Raw genomic sequence first — 20,446 nt, 5'->3', positions numbered from 1 at the left:
CCGTCATTGCGAGGAGTGAAAGGACGAAGCAATCTCATGATATGACAAGAAATACACATGAGATTGCCACGCTCGCCTCCGGCGTGCTCGCAATGACACGTTGTAAGGCAAGATTGCCGTGCCTGCATTCAGCAGGCTCGCAATGACACGTGATCAGCACCATGATAATGAAACCCAATGATGTAAGCATGAAAATTCTGCTGATGGGTAACCCGAACGTGGGGAAGAGCGTCATTTTCTCGCGTCTGACCGGGGTTCGTGTCATGTCCTCGAACTACCCCGGAACAACGGTCAGCTTCACCCGGGGGTTCATGAAGATCGAGGGTAAGACGGCTGAGATCATCGATGTTCCGGGCACCTACACGCTTGAACCGACCTGTCAGGCCGAGGAGATCGCCCTGAAAATGCTGAAATCCGGCGATGTCGTTATTAATGTCGTCGATGCGACCAACCTGGAAAGAAACCTCTACCTCACCTTGCAGCTCCTGGAGAGAAACATACCGGTCATTGTCGCCCTGAATTTATGGGATGATACGAAACACCGGGGTATCGCAATAGACATCGAAAAGCTTGAGGAACTTCTCGGGGTACCCGTTGTACCAACGTCGGGGCTGACCGGCCAGGGGATCAAGGAACTTGTCGAGAGACTTCCCGAAGCGGTGTCATCTCACCTGTCCCCCCAGGGACGTGACGATCGGTGGATACAGGTCGGGAATATCATTGAACAGGTTCAGCAGATATCTCACCGGCATCATCGCTGGTATGAGCGCCTGGAGGACGCGAGCGTCAAACCCTTGAGCGGCACGCTGATCGCCGTCGCCGTTCTGATCCTCTCTTTTTTGGTCGTCAGGTGTATCGGAGAGGGCATCATTTCTCATATCATGGATCCCTTCTTCGAGAACATCTGGCTTCCTGTCTTGATGAATCTGAGCCGGAATATGGGTGGCAGCGGTTTTCTGCACGATGTTGTGGTGGGCACTCTCATAGGTGGCGAAATTCATTTTGTAGAATCCTTCGGGCTTCTCAGCAGCGGGCTGTATGTTCCCTTTGCCATGGTGCTTCCCTACATTGTTTCCTTTTACTTTATGCTTGGCTTGCTTGAGGACATCGGATATCTTCCGCGGCTTGCCGTGCTGCTCGATACCGCGATGCACCGTATCGGCCTTCACGGCTTCGCCATCGTTCCAACTCTGCTCGGACTTGGATGTAACGTCCCCGCCATTATCGCCACGCGGGTGCTCGAAAGCAGGCGCGAGCGTTTCATAGCGGCGACGCTGGTATGCATCGCTATCCCCTGCGTATCGGCCCAGGCGATGATATTCGGCCTTGTGGGCAAGTTCGGCGGTTGGTATGTGGTCCTTGTCTACGGTACGCTTTTTCTGGTCTGGATCGTTCTCGGGTCTATTTTAAATAAATTTATAAAGGGCCTCAGCCCGGAACTCCTTATCGAGATACCGCCCTATCGATTCCCCCCCTGGGGGACGATCTTTCAGAAATTATGGATACGGGTGAGTGATTTTCTTCTTGAAGCGGTCCCCCTCATCTTTCTTGCCGTTTTTATCATAAACATTCTCTATCTGATCGGGATATTCCATTACATCGCAGATTTCACGGCACCGGTCATTACCGGTATTCTCGGTCTCCCAACTGATTCAGTACCGGCTATCGTGGTCGGTTTTCTGCGGAAGGACGCCGCCCTCGGCCTGCTTGCCATGTCCGCATTGACGGCAAAGGAAATGGTCATCGGAAGCATCGTTCTGACCATGTTCTTCCCCTGCATAGCCACTTTTGTGGTGCTCCTCAGGGAACTCGGGATCCGTGATTTTCTGAAGTCCGCTGCGATAATGATCGCATCGTCGCTCGTAGTGGGTGGAATTCTGAATCTGGTGATGTAAATCAACCGATGGCAACCAATGGGGTCAGGTCTTGCATTATAACAAATTCAGGGCTTGAAACTGATATTGAACGAATCACGATCCAAGACATAATCTTATTTTGTTATAATGCAAGACCTGACCCCAGCCTTCAGAATTCGGCCTGCAGATAGGATACGAGATTGACCGATGAATTCTGCAGCTTCAGTTTTCTGCGAATATTTCTGCGGTGGGTCTTGACGGTGTTGACCGATATGCTGAGGCGCGAGGCTATGTCGTCCGAGCTCATGCCGTTCCTGATCATGGAAGCGATCTGGATCTCCGTTGAGGAAAGCGCGGTGGCAAATCGAGTATAGGAAAGCCTCGATGACAAATCATCGAGGTGTTTTTTCAGGATGTTCAGGTCCGTGCGATGCCGTTCGAGCTCCTTGTCACGCTCAAGTCGCTGAACAATGGGAGTAATGATCCGGCGCGCTTCATTGATGATGTTCTGTTCGGCTTCTTTCTTTACGCTCTCCATGTTTTTGACGAGGACCGAAAGGGCCTTGCTGTTTTCAAGAACCTGTTTTCCCACCACTTCCAGTTCGGTTTTCTTTGCAACAAGCTCTTCTCGGCTTTGTTCAAGCTCTTCAGTTAATTCCAGCAGCTCGTAGCTCTTTTCCTGAAGATTCATTTCCAGTTCCAGGAACTGCCTGCTGAACTGTTCCTCCTTTTTCCTTTGGTCCGTAATGTCATGGCACACGCCGACAATGCCGATAACGGAGGAGGATTCATCCATGATCGGCGTCCGTATCGTCTCGACGACATGCGACATACCATTTTTATCTATGATCTCTTCTTCATATTTAAGAACCTGGCCTGTATTGAGAACCTGACGGTCCCTCTCTAATGCCTTCTCCTGTAATCCTTCAGGAACACACAACGGATCCCGTCTTCCAGCCGCCTCGTCAATTGTAACTCCTGAAAGTAACTCAAGATAATGATTAATGATGACGTACCGAAGATTGCAGTCCTTAAGCCAGACAATATCGGGTATGTTGTTCACGACCGCCTTGAGCTCTGTTTTCTTCCTGATAAGATCTTTTTCAGATTCCCGTATCTTTGTAACGTCAAACCCGACGGTCCATGAATGCCAGCCGGGGACAGTATACCGCGGTGAGATGTTTGACCAGGAAACGAGCCGTTTCGTTCCATCCTTGCAGGTCATTCCTACTTCCAGTCCGATGAATTCACGTCGCCCTCCATCCCATATCGACAGAAGTTGCTCTTTATATGACTCATCTGGATAAAGCACTCCCCAGAAATTTTCATGCTTTGCTATCTCATCCTCGAGATATCCCGACACCCTTTCGCACTCGTGGTTCCAGACGAGGACATGATCATTCTCGTCCACGGCAACGAGCATGATAGGCATGTTTTCCAGTACGGTCCTGAGCCGTTCTTCACTCTGCCGTATTTTTTCCTCGATCAGCTTCCGTTCCGTGATATCATACGCCACCCCGAAGGCGTGGGTAATTTTTCCATTTTCCACCGTGTAGCGGGAATTAACCAATCCCCATATAATGGTTCCGTCCTTACGTATAAATTTATATTCGGCGGTTATCGATGTGTTGCCTCCTTTTTCGATATCTTTGATCCGTTCAAATAATAGTGCCTTACTTTCATCTTCCATGATATTAACAAAATCCATCTTCAGGAGTTCATCCCGGGTATAACCGAGATATTGACAGATAATATCGTTCACGCTGATGAATTTCCTCGTTTCATAATTTATTTCATAAATAGCAGCGGGAGCAAATTCCACCAATTGACGATATCGCTGTTCGCTTTCCCGTAATTCTTTCTGTATTCTCTCCCTCCTGGTGATATCTCGCACTACGGATGCAGATCCGACAAGAACACCTTCTCTTATGATCGGTGCGCCGCATACTTCGACAGGTACTATTCTTCCGTCCTTCGCAATAATTTCATACTCACTATCGATCACTCTCTCACCTTTGAAAATGCGCTTCATATTTGAAAGGGCTTTTTCAAGATGCCGGGAGGGTATGATATGTCTCAGTTGCCTGAAGTCCTTCCCTACAACTTCAGCCGGCAGATAGCCGAACATGGATTCGACGCTCGGTGATATGCTTGTTATCGTAAACCCCGTATCTACCGTGTATATAACATCGATTACGTTTTCAAAATGAGACCGATATTTATCCTCACTTTCCTGCAAATAAAGTTCCGCTACTTTCCGTTTTGTCACATCTCTTCCGATCCCCTCATTGAGCACATGGATGCCGTTCTGGTCATAAACGGCCCTGAAATCCATGGCCACCCATATAATTTCACCGTTCTTTTTCCTCTGACGCGTTTCATAGCCCTTTACAAAACCTTCACGTCCAATGGCACCTATCAGGGTCTTTCTTTCTTCCGGATCTACATATACCTGAGTGCCGATGTCTTTTATCGCGTTCATTGCCTCTTCAGGTGTTTCATACCCGTACATATTTGCGAGCGCCCTGTTGAGCATGATCACCTTTCCGGCGGGTGTTGTCTGAAAAACGCCGACCTGGGAATTTTCGATGATCTCACGGCACCTGGTCTCCGTCCGTTTCAGTTCTTCCTCTTTTTTCAGTAATTCCGTCACGTCCCTGAATGTCCATACACGCCCCTTCAGTTCACCGTTCATTACCAGCGGGTAGGAGGTCCTTTCAAAAACATCACCGTTCTTGAAGGCCACTTGATCCCTCAGTGTATCTTTTGTCCCACGAACCGTCCTTGTTCCTGTCAGAAATCCGTCCGGATCAATAACGCGGTCTTTAACGAACTCCAGGTGAGTATTCGCGTCCCCTTCATTCATGAAAACCGCTGGCAACTTCCACATGTCGAGGAATCGCTTGTTGTAAGTCATTACCTTTTGATTTTCGCTGATCACAATAATCCCATCAGTGGTTGATTCAAGCGTCGCCCGGAGCAGTTCGCGTTTTTCCTGGACCTCATGTTCACTTTCTTTTATGTCGGTGATGTCACGGGCGATTACAAGTGCGGCATTATTCCCGTTCCATTGTATGACCGTGCCTGAAATATGCACGAAAACAATTTTGCCGTCCTTTTTTATGACCCTGACTTCATAGAAGCGTGGTGTTTCCTTTCCTGCTATACGTTTCGTGAATATGTCGTTCGCACGGTCAAGGTCATCAGGGTGAACGATCTCTCTGAAGTTCTTCTGTAATATCTCAGGTACGGTGAAACCAAGGATTTCCGCAGCGCGACGGTTCGCGTACACATACTTACCGTCCGGCTTGATAACGAGAATGGCGTCATGGGCCTCTTTCGCGAGACGTTGGAAATTACCTTTCGTCTTTACATCGGCGGTCCGGTTCAGAGATACGATCTCTCCGTTCTTTTTCTTCGGCATTCGTCACCACCCTCTCTGATGGAAAGAAGTCCGTTTCATCTCATGTCACGACGGAATTCATCCGGCATCCAATCTTATTCTGGATTCCCGCATTCGCGGGAATGACAGCTGTAACGTATTTTGTCGCCAAAGAAATCTGTACAATTAGTATGTTTGTATAAGGTGGGTATTAAATATACTCACACTTGACAAAAAGGCAATGAAAAAGATGGAAGCGGTCTCGAAATAAGTCGGCGGAAAGGGGAGAAAAACCTATTTCAAGAAGATTCGGCCTCTTCCGGAGGTTCGATCTCCACGGGTTCGCTGTCTTCGTCAACACCGACCTGCAGTCTCCGCAGGTTATCGATCTCCTGAAGCCGTCTTTCAAGCTGGTTCCGGCGGGTCGTCGTCAGGTTGTTGTATTCCTTCTGGGCGTCCTCGATCCTCCTGCCCATTTTTTCCATCGAAACGACAAAAGCATCCCATTGCTTTCTGAAGGAGTCAAGCGCCCTCATTATCTGTGCCGCCGTCTGTTCAAGATTGAAATTATCCACGGCCTGCCTGATCACGGCAAGTATGGCGTAGAGCGTGATGGGTGAACAGAGGATAACCTTGTTCTTCAGGGCGTCATCCATGATGGAACCGTCTTTTTCGTTCATGAAGGCGTAGACCTGCTCGTTCGGTATGAAAACGATCACGTAATCGACGGTGTTCTCGTCGGGATTAATGTAATCGCGGGTGACGACCTCCTTGATCCTGTTTCGTACATCACGCAGGAACTGGTTCTTGTGTTTTTCCTTTTCACTTTCTCCCTGCGACTCCAGGTATCTCACATAATTGTCCAGGGGAAATTTGACATCCATGTTGACCTTGAGGTTCTTCGGCAGAAGGAAGGTATAATCCGGCCTTCCCGTACCTGCTTCCAGGGCCTTCTGCTTGACATAATTGACACCTTCAATAAATCCGGCAAGGCGCAACACGTCTTCGGCCATTCTTTCTCCCCATTGTCCACGGCTCTTTGTGCTCGCCAGCATTTCACGCAACCGGTGCGTCGTTTCCTGCAGTTGCGCCGTCTGTTCCGTAGCCTGTTTCAACCTGCTGGATACTTCTCCGAATTTCTGTTCCCGATCCTTTTCGAGCCTGGTTACCAACTCACGAACGCTGTTCAGGTCCTGCTTCATGGTTTCCAGTGTCTGGTCTATCAATTGCTTTTTGCCGTGCAGGTTCTGCTCGTTCGCCCGGGTCTGGCCTGCCAGCGTTTCCTGCGCCAGCTTCAGGAACTCCTGCGTATTGCTTATCAGGGCATCGTGCGACAGAGAGCCGAAAGATTCCTTGATGTTTCCGATGAGTACTTCCAGGTCCTGTATCTTCTGGTACTGCGACTGCACGACCAGTTCCTGAGCGATATCCCGCGTGTCCTTTTTGAAAAGGCGCGTCAGGAGCACAACAAGCAGGGCACCGAAAACGCACCCAATTACGAAAGCTCCTGCATACTCCATTGGCTGATCCTTGGTAGAAGAACTAACGATTATATGAGGCTATCTTTATTGACGTGGGCACCCTTTTGTGTCAACCCTGGTTCCCCGCGGCGTTCCCGGACAGGCATCAAGGTAGTCGTAAATACCGTCGCGGTCGGTATCGACAGGGCAACCCCATTCATAGACGCTGACGCCTTTCGGCGTATTGGGGCACTGGTCCAGCATATCGGAAACTCCGTCCCCATCAGTGTCGCCGGTCGGATGCTTTTCCTGAATGGGTTCCGCCGGTTTCGGAGCAATAACAGAAGGAGACACCGCGGCAGCGGGTACCTCCGTAACAACGGCTTCACGAACCTCGGTCTCGGCTTCAGGAATTTCAAATCGGTCATAAACGCCATCCCCATCAAGATCGAACAACCGGGGACATCCATATTGGTCGACCATAACTCCTGGCTGCGTGTCGGGACACCAGTCGAATTCATCGGCAACTCCATCGCCATCGCCGTCGGCCGCAATGAAGACCTGGTTGACGAACCGTTCCAGGGTCTTGTCATTCGACAGGTAATCATAGGGCAGTGAGAATCCGGTACCGCCCGCTTCCGCCACTTTATCGAGAACTTTTCTGCCTTCCTTATCGTCGCCGACCTGGACAGGATATATATACACCCTGTCGCCCAGCTCGTTTTTCATGTTTTCCGCGGCCTCAATGGATTTCTCTTCTACCCTCCAGCCGTCGGTAAGTATGATCACCCCAACATGTCCCGTCATGTTCTTAAGGTCTTCCGTGGCACCGTTCATCGCATAGACCAGGGGGCTCCGCCCCATGGGATTGTCGATCGCCGTGATTGATTCACTGAGCAATGTTTCATCGTATTTATCAAAGCCATAGACCATGACGGTTTCATCGCCAAAAGGCGAAATCTTTTGACCATATGTCCTGATCCCGGCGATCACGTTTTTGTCCGGTATCATCTTGTTGATACGCTCGACAAGGTCCTTGGCCGCCTCCAGCCGTGTTCGCTCATCATCATAGGAGTATGACATGGATTGGGAGGCATCGATGATTATGAGGTAGGTGTCGATCCTTTTGGTCAGGGGGACATCCCCCGGTTTCGTTGACAGGTACCGGGACATGGTGAATGATTCCTTGTGTGAGCTACAGGCCGTCAGAACTGAAAGCAGAACGAGGACAAGCAACATCCTGAGGCATTTCTTTACCATGTGAGATCCTCTCCCCGAAATCATTTCATGTGACCAGCGTTCCGTTTCACACGACGGTTTTCCCCGTATTGCACCGGCATTTCTATGTGTTCTGGATTCCCGCCTCCGCGGGAATGACAAACTTGCCGTATGTTGTTACTATCGAAACGCTTGGCAAAAACGGCAATTACTGTGTTGATTGTCACTTTTCATGTCACAGATGCCCTTTTTTGTCAACCGGTTACGCGGGCTTCAAGCCAGTCTTCTATATCCTTCAGGACCTCTTTCTGTTCCGGTTCGTTCAATATTTCGTGGTAGAGGCCTTCATACAGCTTAAGTGTCTTGTCCGATGACGCCGCCCGTGCGTAAAGCTGCCTGCTTCCCTCAACATCGGCAAGCCGGTCCACAGTGCCGTGCATGATGAGAACCGGCAGGGCAAAGAGTTCCATCTTTTCCTGAATGAGACGTGTTGCCTTTATGAATTCAGCCCCCGTTCGGGCGGGCGTTCCCCCCCGGTAATTGAGCGGGTCCGCATCGTAATCCTTAACAACCTTCGGATCCCGGGAAACGGCTGTACAGTCCAGCTTTACGGTGGGAAGCTTCGGCAGGATCGCACCAATGATACCCGAAAGGGTGATAAGGATCGCCGGGACGTCATCCGTCGTCTTCAGGGCGGCTCCACTGAGCAGGATGCCGGTGACAGATGGTTTTTTCGTGATCGCATAGAGGGTCGCTATCGTCCCCCCCAGGCTGTGCCCGAGAATGAAGAGAGGTTTTCCTGCTTCACGGGCGGCGGTCCTTTCGAGAAATACTTCCAGGTCGGAAAGATAGTCATCGAAGGATCTGACATAGGCCGTGGGGCTTCCCGACCTTCCATGGTTCCGAAGGTCAAAGGTATGAACGCCATACCCCTTTCCAACAAGATATTCCGCGACGTGCCGGTAGCGCCCGCTGTGCTCGGCCAGCCCATGAACGATGATCACGCCTGCTTTTGCAGGCTTCTCGGGCATCCATCGCCGCTCAAAGAGCCGGAATCCGTCGCGTGCCTCGAACATGCCCTTTTCATGGTTTCCGGGAAAAGAGTTTTCGTCCTTCATCAATAATGAATCCCTCCGTTTTGATTAAGTGTGGATTTTAGTATAACCGGCCGCTTGGGGCAATAGACTTTTAATCCACCGGGAGGGTGATATACTCGCCATTGAGACACACCGGAATAAGACCGCCCGCAAGCCCCACAGTTGCTTTCACCGGCCGTATGGCATGGGGGAGGCCTTTCGGGATGTAGACGGAACCCGGTGTGGCAACCTCGTATATCTCGTCGCCGAGCATGACCTCAAAAGTGATGGCATTTTCATCGCCTATCATGATGTACATTTCATCATAGTCATGTTTATGAGGCGTCGCTTTCGCGACGGCATCCATCATGTCAACCAATTCCTGGCTTATTTCCTTGATAAAAACATACAGCGCCCAGGCGTTTGCCTCGGGTACCAGGTCCTTGCACATGAGGATCGGAAACTGAATGACATCACTCAGCTCGTGGTTGGGCAATTCATTAACCGTGATGGGCCGTCTGACAATAAGGCGTTCGTGCTTGTTTTCCGCCATGAGAGATGCTCCTCCTTTACTGGTTGTTATTAACGGCCCTCACTGTACCCCGTTTATTTCTTTATGACAAGGTCTTCATAGCCCATTTCCACCAGGGTGACGGGAAATTCCTTGAATGCCGGCTTGACGACGGGAAGCAGCTTCAGCATCGCCGTTATTTTCCCTCCCTGCTTGACCTTGCCCCTTGTTACGGCGGCAACGGGATTTTCATGACCGTGCCAGAAACTGTGGGAGAAATCTGCCGCCTGTTTCGACCAGACATCCTCCTTGAGGTCACAGGGACCCAAGTAATAGGTCCCGTAATAACCTTCCTTTTTCGGCGGGTTTTTCAAGTCGATAGTGATCTCGCAATCGGGATCGGTATAGATGAACTTGATGATAATCTTGGCCTTTGACATCTTGGGGCCGATCTTTTCGTCAGTCAGCACCCGATCCAAGAAACGCCCGTAGATCTCATACAGATGGTCCGCGTCACGGTAATATATGCCCATTGTTCCCCTCCTTGTCTATTTGGGATTAACGGATTAAGGATTACGGATTATGCGTTATTGGCCAGTATCATGTGCATATGTAGTTGCCTGATGTATTGGGCGCATGTAAAACGCCGATAAATCGGCATACTACAAAATCAATGTGAACAAGGAAAAAAATCCTCATCCCCCTAATCCAATTAATCCGTAATCTTCTAATCCTTCTAATCCTCTAATCCGTAATCCTCTAATCCTTCTAATCCCCTTTTATCGCCCTTTTCTCTGATCGAACCGGCGGCCGAAGATGAGGCTCGCGATGGTGATCTTCAGCATGTTGATCGTTCCGCCGGCTACCCTCCAGGCCCTGCCGTCCCGAAGCATTCTTTCAACGGGAAATTCCATACTGTAGCCGTAACCGCCGAACACCTCCATGGCCTTATGGGTGATCTCAATGACCATCTCATTGGCGAAACACTTGGCAAGGGCCGACTCATAGATGGAAGGCAGACCCCCTCCCGCCCCCGTAGCTGCCCGGTAAACAAGAAGACGTGCCGCGTCAAGTTTCATGGCCATCTCGGCAATGGAGAACTGTACGGCCTGGAATTCAGAAATGGGTCGTCCGAAGGCGTTGCGCTGGACCGCGTATGCCTTCGCCTCTTCAAGCGCCCCGCCGGCGACACCGAGACACATGGCCGCGTTTCCGCAACGCTCTATGTCAAAGGTGAGCATGAGATTTCTGAATTCTCCCTGCGGGACCACGACATTCTCTTTCGGCACCCGTACGTCCTCAAATATCAGGTCGCAGGAGGGCATTCCGCGCAGGCCCAGGAAGCGCTCCTGTTTCCCGAAGGTAAATCCCGGCATCCCCTTTTCGATGAGAAGACCACCGATACCCTTATAACCCGGCACCTCCCCGAAACGGGTATAGACAAGATAATGACTCGCTTCTCCCCCGCCGGTTATGAAGGTTTTTCTGCCGTTCAGAACGTAGTGATCACCGGCATCTTCGGCCCTCGTGGACAGGGATGTCAGGTCCGACCCTGCCTCAGGTTCCGTCATGGAAACGGACACGCTCAGCTCACCCGAACAGACGCCCGGTATGATCCTCTTTTTCTGTTCCTCCGTCCCGAAAAGGTCGATGACCCGAACAGGTCCCACGTTGGATTCAAAAACGACGGCGGCTATTATCGGGCTGAACTTCGCCAGTTCCTCGATCGCTATTATCGCCTCCAGCGCCGGCCGTCCGCCGCCTCCATACTCCGGTGACAGTGTCATGCCGAGAAGCCCCAATTCGGCATATTTTTGTGTGAGATGAAAGGGGAATTCCCCCGTGCGGTCTATCTCGGCCGCCAGTTCCCGGAAGTTTTCCCGCTTCCCCATGCTCCGAAGCGTCTCGATCAGCATTTCCTGTTCCTGTGTGAATTTGAAGTCCATGGTTCCTCCTGCCCATTCCTCACATGAAATTTTAACTTACAGTATATCCATCAGTTCAGGTACAAAACCGACATGCTCCAGGTCCCGGATCATGTCGATCGCCTTCTCAATACGGCCCGTATCACGCGTGCCGGCGAATCTCCTGACCTTTTCCGATATTTCATCCCATCCCATGGGGTCCCGCGGGTCTCCGGCAGGAATATCGGTCTGCTCGACCAGTTTCGTTCCGTTTTTCAATACGACCTCGACCCGTGACGCGGTCACCTCCGGATAGCGTCCGTTCAACTCTTCATCCATGGTAACGGTCACCCTGCCCGCAAGGTCGAGAATTGTGGGGTCCTCCATGCTCTCCCTTCGCAGTTGTAATGGACCCACTTCCCCGGAAACCAGTGCTGCCGCGACGGTATAGGGGATAGAGAACTGCGCCGACACGAAACTGTCACCGGCCTTCACGCCTTTGCCCACGGCAATGAGGGCTATCCCATAAGTAAAGACGTTGACGGCATCGATGTCACCGGCCGCGATACCCTGACCGTTCCGTAATTTCAGCGCGGCCTGGATGGCGCCGTGCGTGTGACGGCACGCCGTGTAAGGTTTGAAGTAGATGTCCATTATCGTATAGTGTTCTCCAAGCTTTTCTGTCAAACGGTCAAAGACGGGTTCTCCCCGGGATGTTATCTGCGTGAACCCGCCTTTCAGCTCGGAGCCTTCAAAGACACGAGGATGACCGGTTATCCCGGCCCCGGCGAGACCTGCGGCCGTGATGCCCGCGACGGCTGCCTGCCCGCCCTGGACGATCTTTACAGTGTGCCCCCCCATAAGCTGTTCCGCCATCGACAGGGGAAGAAGATATCCTGCGTTACTGATGGCATTGAGGGTTTTTTCTACATCGAAACCGCTCAATTTTGCCGCTGCAGCGGCGGCACCGAAGGCGCCGCAGGTCCCCGTCGGCAGGAAACCCGACAGGGTGTGATAGGGATGCATGGCTGAGGCAGGCCGGTTGGCTGCTTCGTACCCGGCTATGACCGCTTCAATGAGAGCGACGCCGTTCCTGCCCTTTTGCTCGGCAAGGGCGAAAGCTGCGGGGATCACCGCCGTCCCGGGATGATTTCCGCCGAAGCGAAGGCCGTCCTGTGCCTCGATAGCTTCCGCCGCTGTTCCGTTTATAAAGGCCGCCGACCGTACCGATGTCTGGATCTGTTCACCGATGATCGTCGCCGGCCCTTCTTCACCCTGCGACCGGATATACCCTGCCACGTTCCGGACCGCTTCCAGTTTCCAGGAACCGTAGATGTTCGCGATGCAGTCCAGGATGCAGAGCTTCGTCTTGTCGATCACCTCCGGCGGTATCCCGGCGATGGAAATGCCGGCACAGAAGCGGGCCAGTTCTCGGGAGTATTCTTGCACGTTCCACGGCTCCTTTCTTCCTTTGGGATTAAGGATTATGGATTACGGATTAAGGATTATTCGGTATTGGCCAGTAACATGTGCATATGTAGTTGCCTGATGTATTGGGCGCATGTAAAACGCCGATAAATCGGCATACTACAAAACCATTGTGAACAAGGAAAAAATCCTCATCCCCCTAATCCAATTAATCCATAGCCCTCTAATCCTTAATCCTCTAATCCGTAATCCTCTAATCCGTAATCCTTCTAATCCGTAATCCTCTAATCCGTAATCCGTTAATCCTTACTCCTCCCTCACACATACCCCCGCCCTTCATAGATATTGATCATTCGAAAGGGATCCAGTATTTCCCTGAGGGCTCGCAGTTCTTCTTCACGGGGCGTTTCCGTTTCATGAACATCATCGGCGATCTTGAGGTCCCAGGGTGTGAGGCTGATAATTTCCTCAACCGTCGTTCCGGGATGGTATGTGGCAAGGTAGGCCTCCCTGGTGTCGGGATCGAATTTCATGACCGCCTTGTTGGTGATAATGGCCGCCGGGCCCGTTCCGGCGGGCAGGCCGCATCTCTCGCGTGCCCCCGGCCCGTCGATATACCCCGGCGTTGTGATGAAATCGACGCGCTTCGCCAGGCGTTTTGTGTCGTGCAGGGCGATGATCAGAACCTTGCGGGCAAGTGAGCCGATGGGGTTCGCACCGCCGCTCCCGGGAAGGCGGCTTTTGGGTTTTTCGTATGAACCGATGACGGTGGTGTTGATGTTTCCATACTTGTCGACCTGGCTCCCCGAAAGAAACCCCACATCGACCCAGCCCGCCTGAAGGAACATGCCCATGACGTCGACAAGACCGCCGATCATCGCCGCCCCCGGATTCAGGCAGGGGTCTCCCACGGAAAGGGCGGGACGTTTCGGCCGGGCGTCATAGACACCGGATTCCTGCATGAGCACCGCCTGTGGTGCATGGGTATATTTGGCGATATTCGCCGACATGGTGGGAAAGCCCGTTCCGACGATAACCACATCACCATCGGCAATCTCCCGGGCACCGCAGCATGCCATGAGTTCCGGCTTACTGTAATCTTCGGGATGGTGTGTCATGAAAGATCTCCTGTACCGCTGAGTCTCTTGAAGCTGTTAATAGGAATAACTCACGGGATATCCGTAATCGAATTCCGCTTTGAGCTTGTCGAACGCACTATAACCGAATTGCTCAATATAGTGCTGTATATACTCTTTCCGGTCTTTCCTGCCGTACACCCATTCATCGAGAAAGGCATGGAATCCGTCGACCGTGTCCGATGCCTTCTGGTAGAACGACCCGAAGGAAAAATCGACGTCGTAAAATCCCGGCGTATATCCGGGATGCGCGCCGAATGGTTCTTCCACGACGGCGCATACCTTGAAATCGGGTATGATCGTCCGTGACGGGTCTTTGCCGATGACCTCCCGGCTGACGATCCGTTCACAGCTGACAATGACCGTTTTCGCCGCGTTGGCCCCCACCTTGCAGTCACCACCGATCCCCCATATCTGGGCATTGCCGGATTCGTCGGCCTGCTGGACATGGACAATGGCAACATCGGGATTAAGAGCGGGGACAAGCACCGAGGGGCTTCCGTCGAAGGGTGAATCGATGAGCTTGAACTTGTTGTCTCCCATGAAGGCCCTCACCTTCAAAAGGTCCGTGCCTGCCATGTCCTTGACCGGGATAAACGGCATTCCCAGGGAACCGGCCAGCAGCATCATCGGCAGGGAGAGGTTGGTGTATTCCTCGACCTCTATCTTCTGGGGGATTCCCTGTTCCATCGAGCGCCGGTAACACCTTCCCAGTCCATAGAGCCCTAATGACAGGAAGGTCCCGATGAACCGGCTGACCGTGCCGGCCCCGATCATCATGTCAAAGTCATCAGCCGCGTTGCTTCTGGTTATGGTCAGGTCCTTTTTCCGCTGCCGTATTATCTCGTGGATAACCGCGAAGGGCGTGCGGCAGATATAGCCACCGATGAAAAGGAAATCACCGTCGTGAATGTATGTTTTTACCGCTTCCTCTGTCGTCATCACTTTGTTCATAGGTATCCTCTTTCCTCGCGGTCATGGAAATCCCCCGCGGGGATCACTGGAGTTCGTATTCCGTCCGGCTGATGATCTCGTCCTGGGCTGTCTCGGTAAGACCCGTAAAGAGCGTTGAATACCCGCTGATTCGCACCACCAGGTCGCGGTATTTTTCCGGTTGTTTCTTGGCGTTGCGCAACACCCGGGAGTCCACCATGTTGTACTGGACCTGCACGCCGCCCCGTTCAAAATATCCCTTCATGAGCTGCATGAGTTTCTCGGGGTTCACGGTTTTTCCGGAAAACCTCATGTTCAGGTTCGCCCCGTTGTACACACGCAAAAGCGGAAGTTTCGTCACGGAGTTCATGACCGCCGTCGGTCCAGATATGGCCGTTCCCGTTGTCGGTGTCAGGCCGTTTCCCAGTACGTCGCCGGAATATCGGCCATCGGGCGTGGCGGCAGTAAATGAACCGAAGGCAATGTGAAACCCCACCGAAAAGACACCTGGCCAGAAGGTGCCGCCGCGGAAGTTCCTGTGCTGGGCAAGCTCATCACAATAGTGATCGATGACCCGCGCGGCCATTTCGTCCACCTCATCATCATCGTTGCCATACTTGGCGATCCTGTTGAGAAAATAGTTACGTTTCTCCTCCGCCTCGTCCCAATCGTTCGCGAGCCATTCTGCCAGTTCTTCGATACCGACGGTCTTTTCATCGAAAACAGCCTTTTTAATGGCGTAGAGGCTGTCGACGACGTTGGCGAACCCGATGAACTGGGTACCTGTTGAATTGTAGACGGCGCCGCCGCGGGTCAGGTCCATTCCCTTTTCAAGGCAGCCATCTATCATTGCCGACGCCAACGGTGACGGCAGGTTGTCCGCGATGACCTCATCCAGGACGTGCATGCCGCGGACGACCTGATCTATGAAATACGACATCTGTGCCGTGTAAGCGTTCCAGACATCATCAAAGGTCTTGAAGAGTGTTGGATCACCGGTCTCTATCCCCGACTGCAGACCGAAGGTATTGTCTATTCCATTGCTCAGGGCAAATTCCACGCATTTTATCCCATTCACCTGAATGGCAAAGGTGGAACCGAAGGTCTTTCCCTGGGCGTTCGGTTCCAGGCAGCCCACGACACCGTAATCCCTCGCGTCCTCCAGGGTAAGCCCCGCTTTTACCAGCGAACGTATTATGGCATCGTCATTGAAAAAGTGCATTGCCACCCCGTCCTTCGCGTATTTCACGGCACGCAGGAAGAAATCATCGGGAGACAGGGAACTCAACCGGACACCGAAATCCGGCTGAACGGTCCGTATGTCGGCATAGGCGTCGAGTCCGATGTAACTCAGTTCGTTCGTTGCATCAGCGCCGTCGATACCGACACCGCCCACGGTCACGTTCTGGGTCGTCTTTCCTTCCGTTCCCTCGCCGCCGGGAATGAACACCTCTTCAAGGACGTTCCATATTTCGTTCACCTTGATGAAGAGAAGGGCCATCAGCTCCCGTGCCCATGCGTGGGTTATCCGGCTCGCCTCCTTGTCCGCCCGGTAATAGGGATAGAGGATCTGGTCAATCCGCCCCAGGGAGATCGAATTGCCGCCGCTCTCGATCTGGGCGATCAGGTGCATGAAATAGACGCTCTGGATCGCTTCTTCAAAGGTTGCCGCCGGAAATTCCGGAACGCGCGCACAGATCGCCGCGATCCTGCGCAATTCATCGGCCCGTTCCTCATCCTTCTCTTGTGCGGCCATCGAGGCGGCACGCGCCGCGTATCGCCGAGCGAAGCGTATCGCCGCCTCCAGGGACCGGATGACGGCGTCGTAAAAAAGCCCCTTTTCCCCGGTTCGTTCCGCCGAAGATAATCCCTCCCGTTTCGCCCGTGCGTCCTCAATGATACCTCTCAATCCCTGTGAGAGGAGCCGCTGGTGGTCCATCGTAAAGTGGCCGATGCCGTAAGTGATCTCAAGGATCATGATGAACACGTATTTGTCCATGTCTGCTTCGACGTCGGGTGTCAGTTTTTCGAACATGCGGTCTTCTATGGTCCGACCACGCCAGTAGGGGAGGATGTCTTCTTTCAGTTCACGCTTTTCTTCCGGTGTTATCAGCGCCCGCTGGTAGACACGGGTATCGAAGGTATCCACGTCGCCCTCGATCCATTTCGATTTTCCTTCCGGAAAGAGCGGGGCGCCTTTCAGCTTTTCAGTCCTGCACCCCACAATGAATTCATCATCCCTGATAATGACACTGATGGAATCGAGAATGTCCTCCAGGGCCATGCTGATCCGGGTCAGAGGATGTTCCTCTTTATTCTTTTTCATTGAACGGGTCAGATACCGTGCCCGCTCAACACTGACCTCCTGGGGCGCCTCGATGATCCTTCTCCTGAGCCGCTGCACCCGTGTTTCCGGGACTATTTTCAGGGCCTGTTCGGCTGTCATTGAAATGACCTCCTTCTCACGTGTTCCGGTTCGGCCGGACCATTAAATTATCTCAAAAACCGTCATACTTTTATATCCATGTGATTCAGTAATATCGCGTCCCTGACCGATGTCGGCAGGATCCGGTTCAAAAACAGGAATATCGTACTCATGACATCGACCTGGTTATGCATTTTCGGTTTGTCCGATTCGATTATCCGCGCTATCTTTTCCGACGCGGCAAGGGGTGTCGGTGCCGTCTTTATCAGTTCGTCATCGCGTTCAATAAAACGCCGCGCCCGCTCCCGGTAGGGAGAGCCTTCCGGCGGCAGGATATGGATCTTCGCGGCAAAGGTCGTGGATACCTGTGCGGGCTCTATCAGCGCCACCCTGATACCGAAAGGTTCCACCTCGTAACGCAGGGACAGGACAAGCCCCTCGATAGCGAACTTGCTTGCCGAGTATATTGACTCAAAGGGAAAGGGGATCTGGCCGACCAGGGATGACATGGCGATCAGCTTCCCCGCCCTCCTCTTTCTCATGGAAGGCAGAAAGCTCTGAAAGATGGAAGCGGCACCGATCACGTTTATTTCAAGGCACTTCAGGGCTTTCTCCAGATTCACTTCTTCAAAGGGACCGAAAAACCCGATACCGACGTTCGATACCACCGAATCGACATGGCCGTATGTATCGAGGACCCGGTCACGGAACGAAAGAATGCCGGGTCGGTCCGTTATGTCGAGTTCATCAATGATATGGGTCCCGCCCATGCTTTTCAGTTCCCTTTCAAGAGAAGACAGCCCCTCACGGTCGACATCGAAGCCAGCGATGCTCCATCCCCGCGCTGCCAGTATCTTGACGACCTCACGTCCCATGCCCTGTGCAAGACCCGTGATAACCAGCACTCTGTCCATCGTTTCACCCCTCCCTTTTTTGAGTTGCCCTGATGCGGCTTTTTCGTGATTGTTACGGCGTACCCGTCCCTCCCCGGTTTCGATACCATTCCCCCATCTGCTCCATGGATCGTCTAAAATCGGGATAGATGAGCCGGTATCCTGTCTGCTTCAGTTTTCGATTATCGACGATATAATCGTCGTACAGATACTGCACGGCGTCGTATTCAAGGTCCGGAACGGTCCCTTTCAAGCGTGCGAGCATGCCCTCGAAGCGTGCCGCTATCTTGACGATCGCCAGGGGAAGATGGATGGCCGGCGGCTTCATGCCGAAGGCACGGGCGGCCAGCGCAAGCGCTTCTTCCACGGTGGGATGGCTGTCGTCCGCAATATTGTATGCCTCTCCCACGGCGTCATCGAGATGCGACAAATGCGTAACGGCCGCTGCCACATCTTCCGCGCGTATGTTTGACAGACGCTGGTGCCCCGGCCCCGGCACGGCAGCGATCGATGTGGGTCGTGAAAAGGCCTTGCCGGCGCCGTCGGTGCACCGGGGACCATACACAGTGCAGGGCCGGGTGATGACCGCCGGCAGCCCTTCGCTGATCCGTCGCCGTACCACCTTTTCTCCTTCCATCTTGCTCCGGCCGTAATCGTTCTGCGGTTCCTGGGGATACTCTTCACCGAAGGGAACGCCCCTATATGGCGCGTACACGCTCGTTGATCCCACGTGGACGTAGCGTTTCACTCCGGCCTCCATGGCAAGACGCGTTATTTTTTCGACCCCCTCCACATTGATGGGGTACAGGTCCTTATAGGGCGTTGAAAAATTACAGACAGCTCCGAGATGGAACACTCTGTCCACCCCGCCTTCAAACAACGGCGGCAGTGTTTCCGGCCGCGTGAGGTCGGCGGCCATATACTCGACACCGAGAGCATCGAAAAAGGACGTGTCTTTCCGGAGCCGCGCCGAGGCACGCACACGAACGCCCTGTCGAGCCAGGTATTCCACCAGGTGACTTCCCATGAATCCCGCAGCCCCTGTTACCAGGGTTATTCCGGAAAATTCCATAGGTTCCCTCCCCTTTTTTTCAGTATCGAGTGCTACCGCGCGTGCAGACCGGCTCTGCCCTGCTCGCGCGCGGCATCCTCTGTGGCCTCGACATCCTGCGACATGCCGAAGATGCCCCTTTCAACAATGCCCATCATCAACTGATAGAGATGTTCCGGATTGATCGTGGCGATCCTGAATTTGTCCGATTTGTTCGTATGGAGGAAAATGCCCTTGTTGATCGCGGACATGAGGTGATACAGCAGCTCGGGATCATACCGTTCGAACAGGCGTTCTCCGCCGTTCTTCTTCACTACCCGGGTGACCTCAAAGATCATCGATCGGTTCCAGAGTTTTATCCGCTCGATGAGTTCCTCGGGAATCACGCCTTCAAATTCATCAGACCCGAGGGTCCAGAAAAGGCGCATGAACCTTTCATTCTCCCTGGTGAAGTGAAAGAGCGCGTCGGCAAGCTTTCTCAGCAATATCAACGGTTCCGTTTCGGCCTTCAGGACCCGGAGCAGCTCCAGCTGAAGCTGCTGAAGATAGTCGTCGAACATGTGTACGAAGAGCGCCAGCTTTGAGGGGAAGTGACCGTATACCGTACGCTTCGTCACGCCGGCATGTTTCGCTATCTCATCGACGGTAATGGCGCTGTACCGCTTCTCAAGGAAGAGTTCCTTCGCGGCCTGCATGATATTGAGGTGGATAACCTTCCTGGTAACTCCGTTCTTTTCCCCCATGGCACGCGATCCCTCTTTGGCCCGAAATACACGATAAAGTATACTGGCAGTATACATAATATGATTATCGGCAATCTGTCAATACTTTTTTTGTTCTGTGAGCAGTTTGTAATTAGTTGTTATCAGGGATTCTTATCGATTATGCTGAATATGGTCCACGATAAGATATCGTACTTGGGGTATATTAAACGGATTATGGATTACGGGATACGGATTACGGATTGTGTGTTTAGCATTGTTCAGCCTGCGTTTATACGTTGGATCAGGCAACTGCATTACGTTTTCCATTGAGTCCACCGCAGATTTACATGGCAATCCGGTGGGCAGTCTTTCAAACCATAAGATTGACAGTCTCGCAAAAAGTCAAATATCGTGTCACTCCCGCGAAAGCGGGAGCCCATAACTGCTTAAAAATACTGGATTCCGTGTC

Annotated in this window: 15 protein-coding genes; 1 reads left to right on the top strand and 14 read right to left on the bottom strand. The window is 52.5% G+C overall.

Annotation, left to right across the window (positions count from 1 at the left end; all coding sequences use genetic code 11):
- Positions 1-188: 188 nt before the first annotated feature.
- On the top strand, positions 189-1,895 hold the full coding sequence (locus JXO48_11745; protein ID MBN2284553.1) for a ferrous iron transporter B: 1,707 nt from the start codon (positions 189-191) through the stop codon (positions 1,893-1,895).
- Positions 1,896-2,025: 130 nt separating this feature from the next.
- On the opposite strand, the gene JXO48_11740 is transcribed toward JXO48_11745, so the two are convergent.
- The 14 genes from JXO48_11740 to JXO48_11675 all read right to left on the bottom strand — a co-directional run bounded on the left by JXO48_11740 (position 2,026) and on the right by JXO48_11675 (position 20,016).
- Positions 2,026-5,280: a PAS domain S-box protein gene (locus JXO48_11740; protein MBN2284552.1), complete on the bottom strand. Its 3,255-nt coding sequence runs from the start codon at positions 5,278-5,280 to the stop codon at positions 2,026-2,028.
- 257 nt (positions 5,281-5,537) lie between these two features.
- A complete protein-coding gene (locus JXO48_11735; GenBank protein ID MBN2284551.1) occupies positions 5,538-6,758 on the bottom strand; it encodes a DNA recombination protein RmuC in 1,221 nt (406 codons plus the stop codon).
- 45 nt (positions 6,759-6,803) lie between these two features.
- Entirely contained in the window at positions 6,804-7,958 is a 1,155-nt protein-coding gene (locus tag JXO48_11730; protein MBN2284550.1) for a thrombospondin type 3 repeat-containing protein, read from the bottom strand.
- A 212-nt stretch (positions 7,959-8,170) separates the two neighbouring features.
- Entirely contained in the window at positions 8,171-9,034 is an 864-nt protein-coding gene (locus tag JXO48_11725) for a lysophospholipase (protein ID MBN2284549.1), read from the bottom strand.
- Between the two features lie 70 nt (positions 9,035-9,104).
- Positions 9,105-9,545 (bottom strand): hypothetical protein, encoded by a 441-nt coding sequence (locus JXO48_11720; GenBank protein ID MBN2284548.1) that lies wholly within the window; start codon positions 9,543-9,545, stop codon positions 9,105-9,107.
- Between the two features lie 53 nt (positions 9,546-9,598).
- Positions 9,599-10,036: a hypothetical protein gene (locus JXO48_11715; GenBank protein MBN2284547.1), complete on the bottom strand. Its 438-nt coding sequence runs from the start codon at positions 10,034-10,036 to the stop codon at positions 9,599-9,601.
- Between the two features lie 246 nt (positions 10,037-10,282).
- On the bottom strand, positions 10,283-11,449 hold the full coding sequence (locus tag JXO48_11710) for an acyl-CoA dehydrogenase family protein (GenBank protein ID MBN2284546.1): 1,167 nt from the start codon (positions 11,447-11,449) through the stop codon (positions 10,283-10,285).
- Positions 11,450-11,485: 36 nt separating this feature from the next.
- Positions 11,486-12,856, bottom strand: a complete 1,371-nt coding sequence (locus JXO48_11705; protein ID MBN2284545.1) for an MmgE/PrpD family protein — start codon at positions 12,854-12,856, stop codon at positions 11,486-11,488.
- 296 nt (positions 12,857-13,152) lie between these two features.
- Complete coding sequence (locus JXO48_11700; protein ID MBN2284544.1) at positions 13,153-13,953, bottom strand: CoA-transferase subunit beta; 801 nt, start codon at positions 13,951-13,953, stop codon at positions 13,153-13,155.
- 36 nt (positions 13,954-13,989) lie between these two features.
- Complete coding sequence (locus JXO48_11695) at positions 13,990-14,925, bottom strand: CoA transferase subunit A (protein MBN2284543.1); 936 nt, start codon at positions 14,923-14,925, stop codon at positions 13,990-13,992.
- Between the two features lie 43 nt (positions 14,926-14,968).
- A complete protein-coding gene (locus tag JXO48_11690) occupies positions 14,969-17,350 on the bottom strand; it encodes a formate C-acetyltransferase/glycerol dehydratase family glycyl radical enzyme (protein MBN2284542.1) in 2,382 nt (793 codons plus the stop codon).
- A gap of 62 nt (positions 17,351-17,412) precedes the next feature.
- The gene (locus JXO48_11685; GenBank protein MBN2284541.1) at positions 17,413-18,243 is read right to left on the bottom strand and encodes an SDR family NAD(P)-dependent oxidoreductase; all 831 of its coding nucleotides are present in this window, start codon (positions 18,241-18,243) and stop codon (positions 17,413-17,415) included.
- Between the two features lie 52 nt (positions 18,244-18,295).
- Entirely contained in the window at positions 18,296-19,294 is a 999-nt protein-coding gene (locus JXO48_11680) for an NAD-dependent epimerase/dehydratase family protein (GenBank protein ID MBN2284540.1), read from the bottom strand.
- 32 nt (positions 19,295-19,326) lie between these two features.
- Positions 19,327-20,016, bottom strand: coding sequence for a TetR/AcrR family transcriptional regulator (locus tag JXO48_11675; GenBank protein MBN2284539.1), 690 nt, complete (start codon positions 20,014-20,016; stop codon positions 19,327-19,329).
- Between the last annotated feature and the right edge of the window lie 430 nt (positions 20,017-20,446).

The organism is Deltaproteobacteria bacterium, from assembly GCA_016933965.1.
In the GTDB taxonomy this organism is placed as follows: Bacteria; Desulfobacterota; Syntrophia; order Syntrophales; family UBA2210; genus JAFGTS01.
This window is presented reverse-complemented; position numbering and strand designations above follow the sequence as displayed.

Excerpts from the sequence above, each read along its gene's own strand:
- JXO48_11695 (MBN2284543.1), bottom strand. The coding sequence starts at position 14,925 with ATGAACAAAGTGATGACGACAGAGGAAGCGGTAAAAACATACATTCAC.
- JXO48_11715 (MBN2284547.1), bottom strand. The coding sequence starts at position 10,036 with ATGGGCATATATTACCGTGACGCGGACCATCTGTATGAGATCTACGGG.
- JXO48_11710 (MBN2284546.1), bottom strand. The coding sequence starts at position 11,449 with ATGGACTTCAAATTCACACAGGAACAGGAAATGCTGATCGAGACGCTT.
- JXO48_11730 (MBN2284550.1), bottom strand. The coding sequence starts at position 7,958 with ATGGTAAAGAAATGCCTCAGGATGTTGCTTGTCCTCGTTCTGCTTTCA.
- JXO48_11700 (MBN2284544.1), bottom strand. The coding sequence starts at position 13,953 with ATGACACACCATCCCGAAGATTACAGTAAGCCGGAACTCATGGCATGC.
- JXO48_11745 (MBN2284553.1), top strand. The coding sequence starts at position 189 with ATGAAAATTCTGCTGATGGGTAACCCGAACGTGGGGAAGAGCGTCATT.
- JXO48_11675 (MBN2284539.1), bottom strand. The coding sequence starts at position 20,016 with ATGGGGGAAAAGAACGGAGTTACCAGGAAGGTTATCCACCTCAATATC.
- JXO48_11725 (MBN2284549.1), bottom strand. The coding sequence starts at position 9,034 with ATGAAGGACGAAAACTCTTTTCCCGGAAACCATGAAAAGGGCATGTTC.
- JXO48_11740 (MBN2284552.1), bottom strand. The coding sequence starts at position 5,280 with ATGCCGAAGAAAAAGAACGGAGAGATCGTATCTCTGAACCGGACCGCC.
- JXO48_11685 (MBN2284541.1), bottom strand. The coding sequence starts at position 18,243 with ATGGACAGAGTGCTGGTTATCACGGGTCTTGCACAGGGCATGGGACGT.
- JXO48_11690 (MBN2284542.1), bottom strand. The coding sequence starts at position 17,350 with ATGACAGCCGAACAGGCCCTGAAAATAGTCCCGGAAACACGGGTGCAG.
- JXO48_11720 (MBN2284548.1), bottom strand. The coding sequence starts at position 9,545 with ATGGCGGAAAACAAGCACGAACGCCTTATTGTCAGACGGCCCATCACG.
- JXO48_11735 (MBN2284551.1), bottom strand. The coding sequence starts at position 6,758 with ATGGAGTATGCAGGAGCTTTCGTAATTGGGTGCGTTTTCGGTGCCCTG.
- JXO48_11680 (MBN2284540.1), bottom strand. The coding sequence starts at position 19,294 with ATGGAATTTTCCGGAATAACCCTGGTAACAGGGGCTGCGGGATTCATG.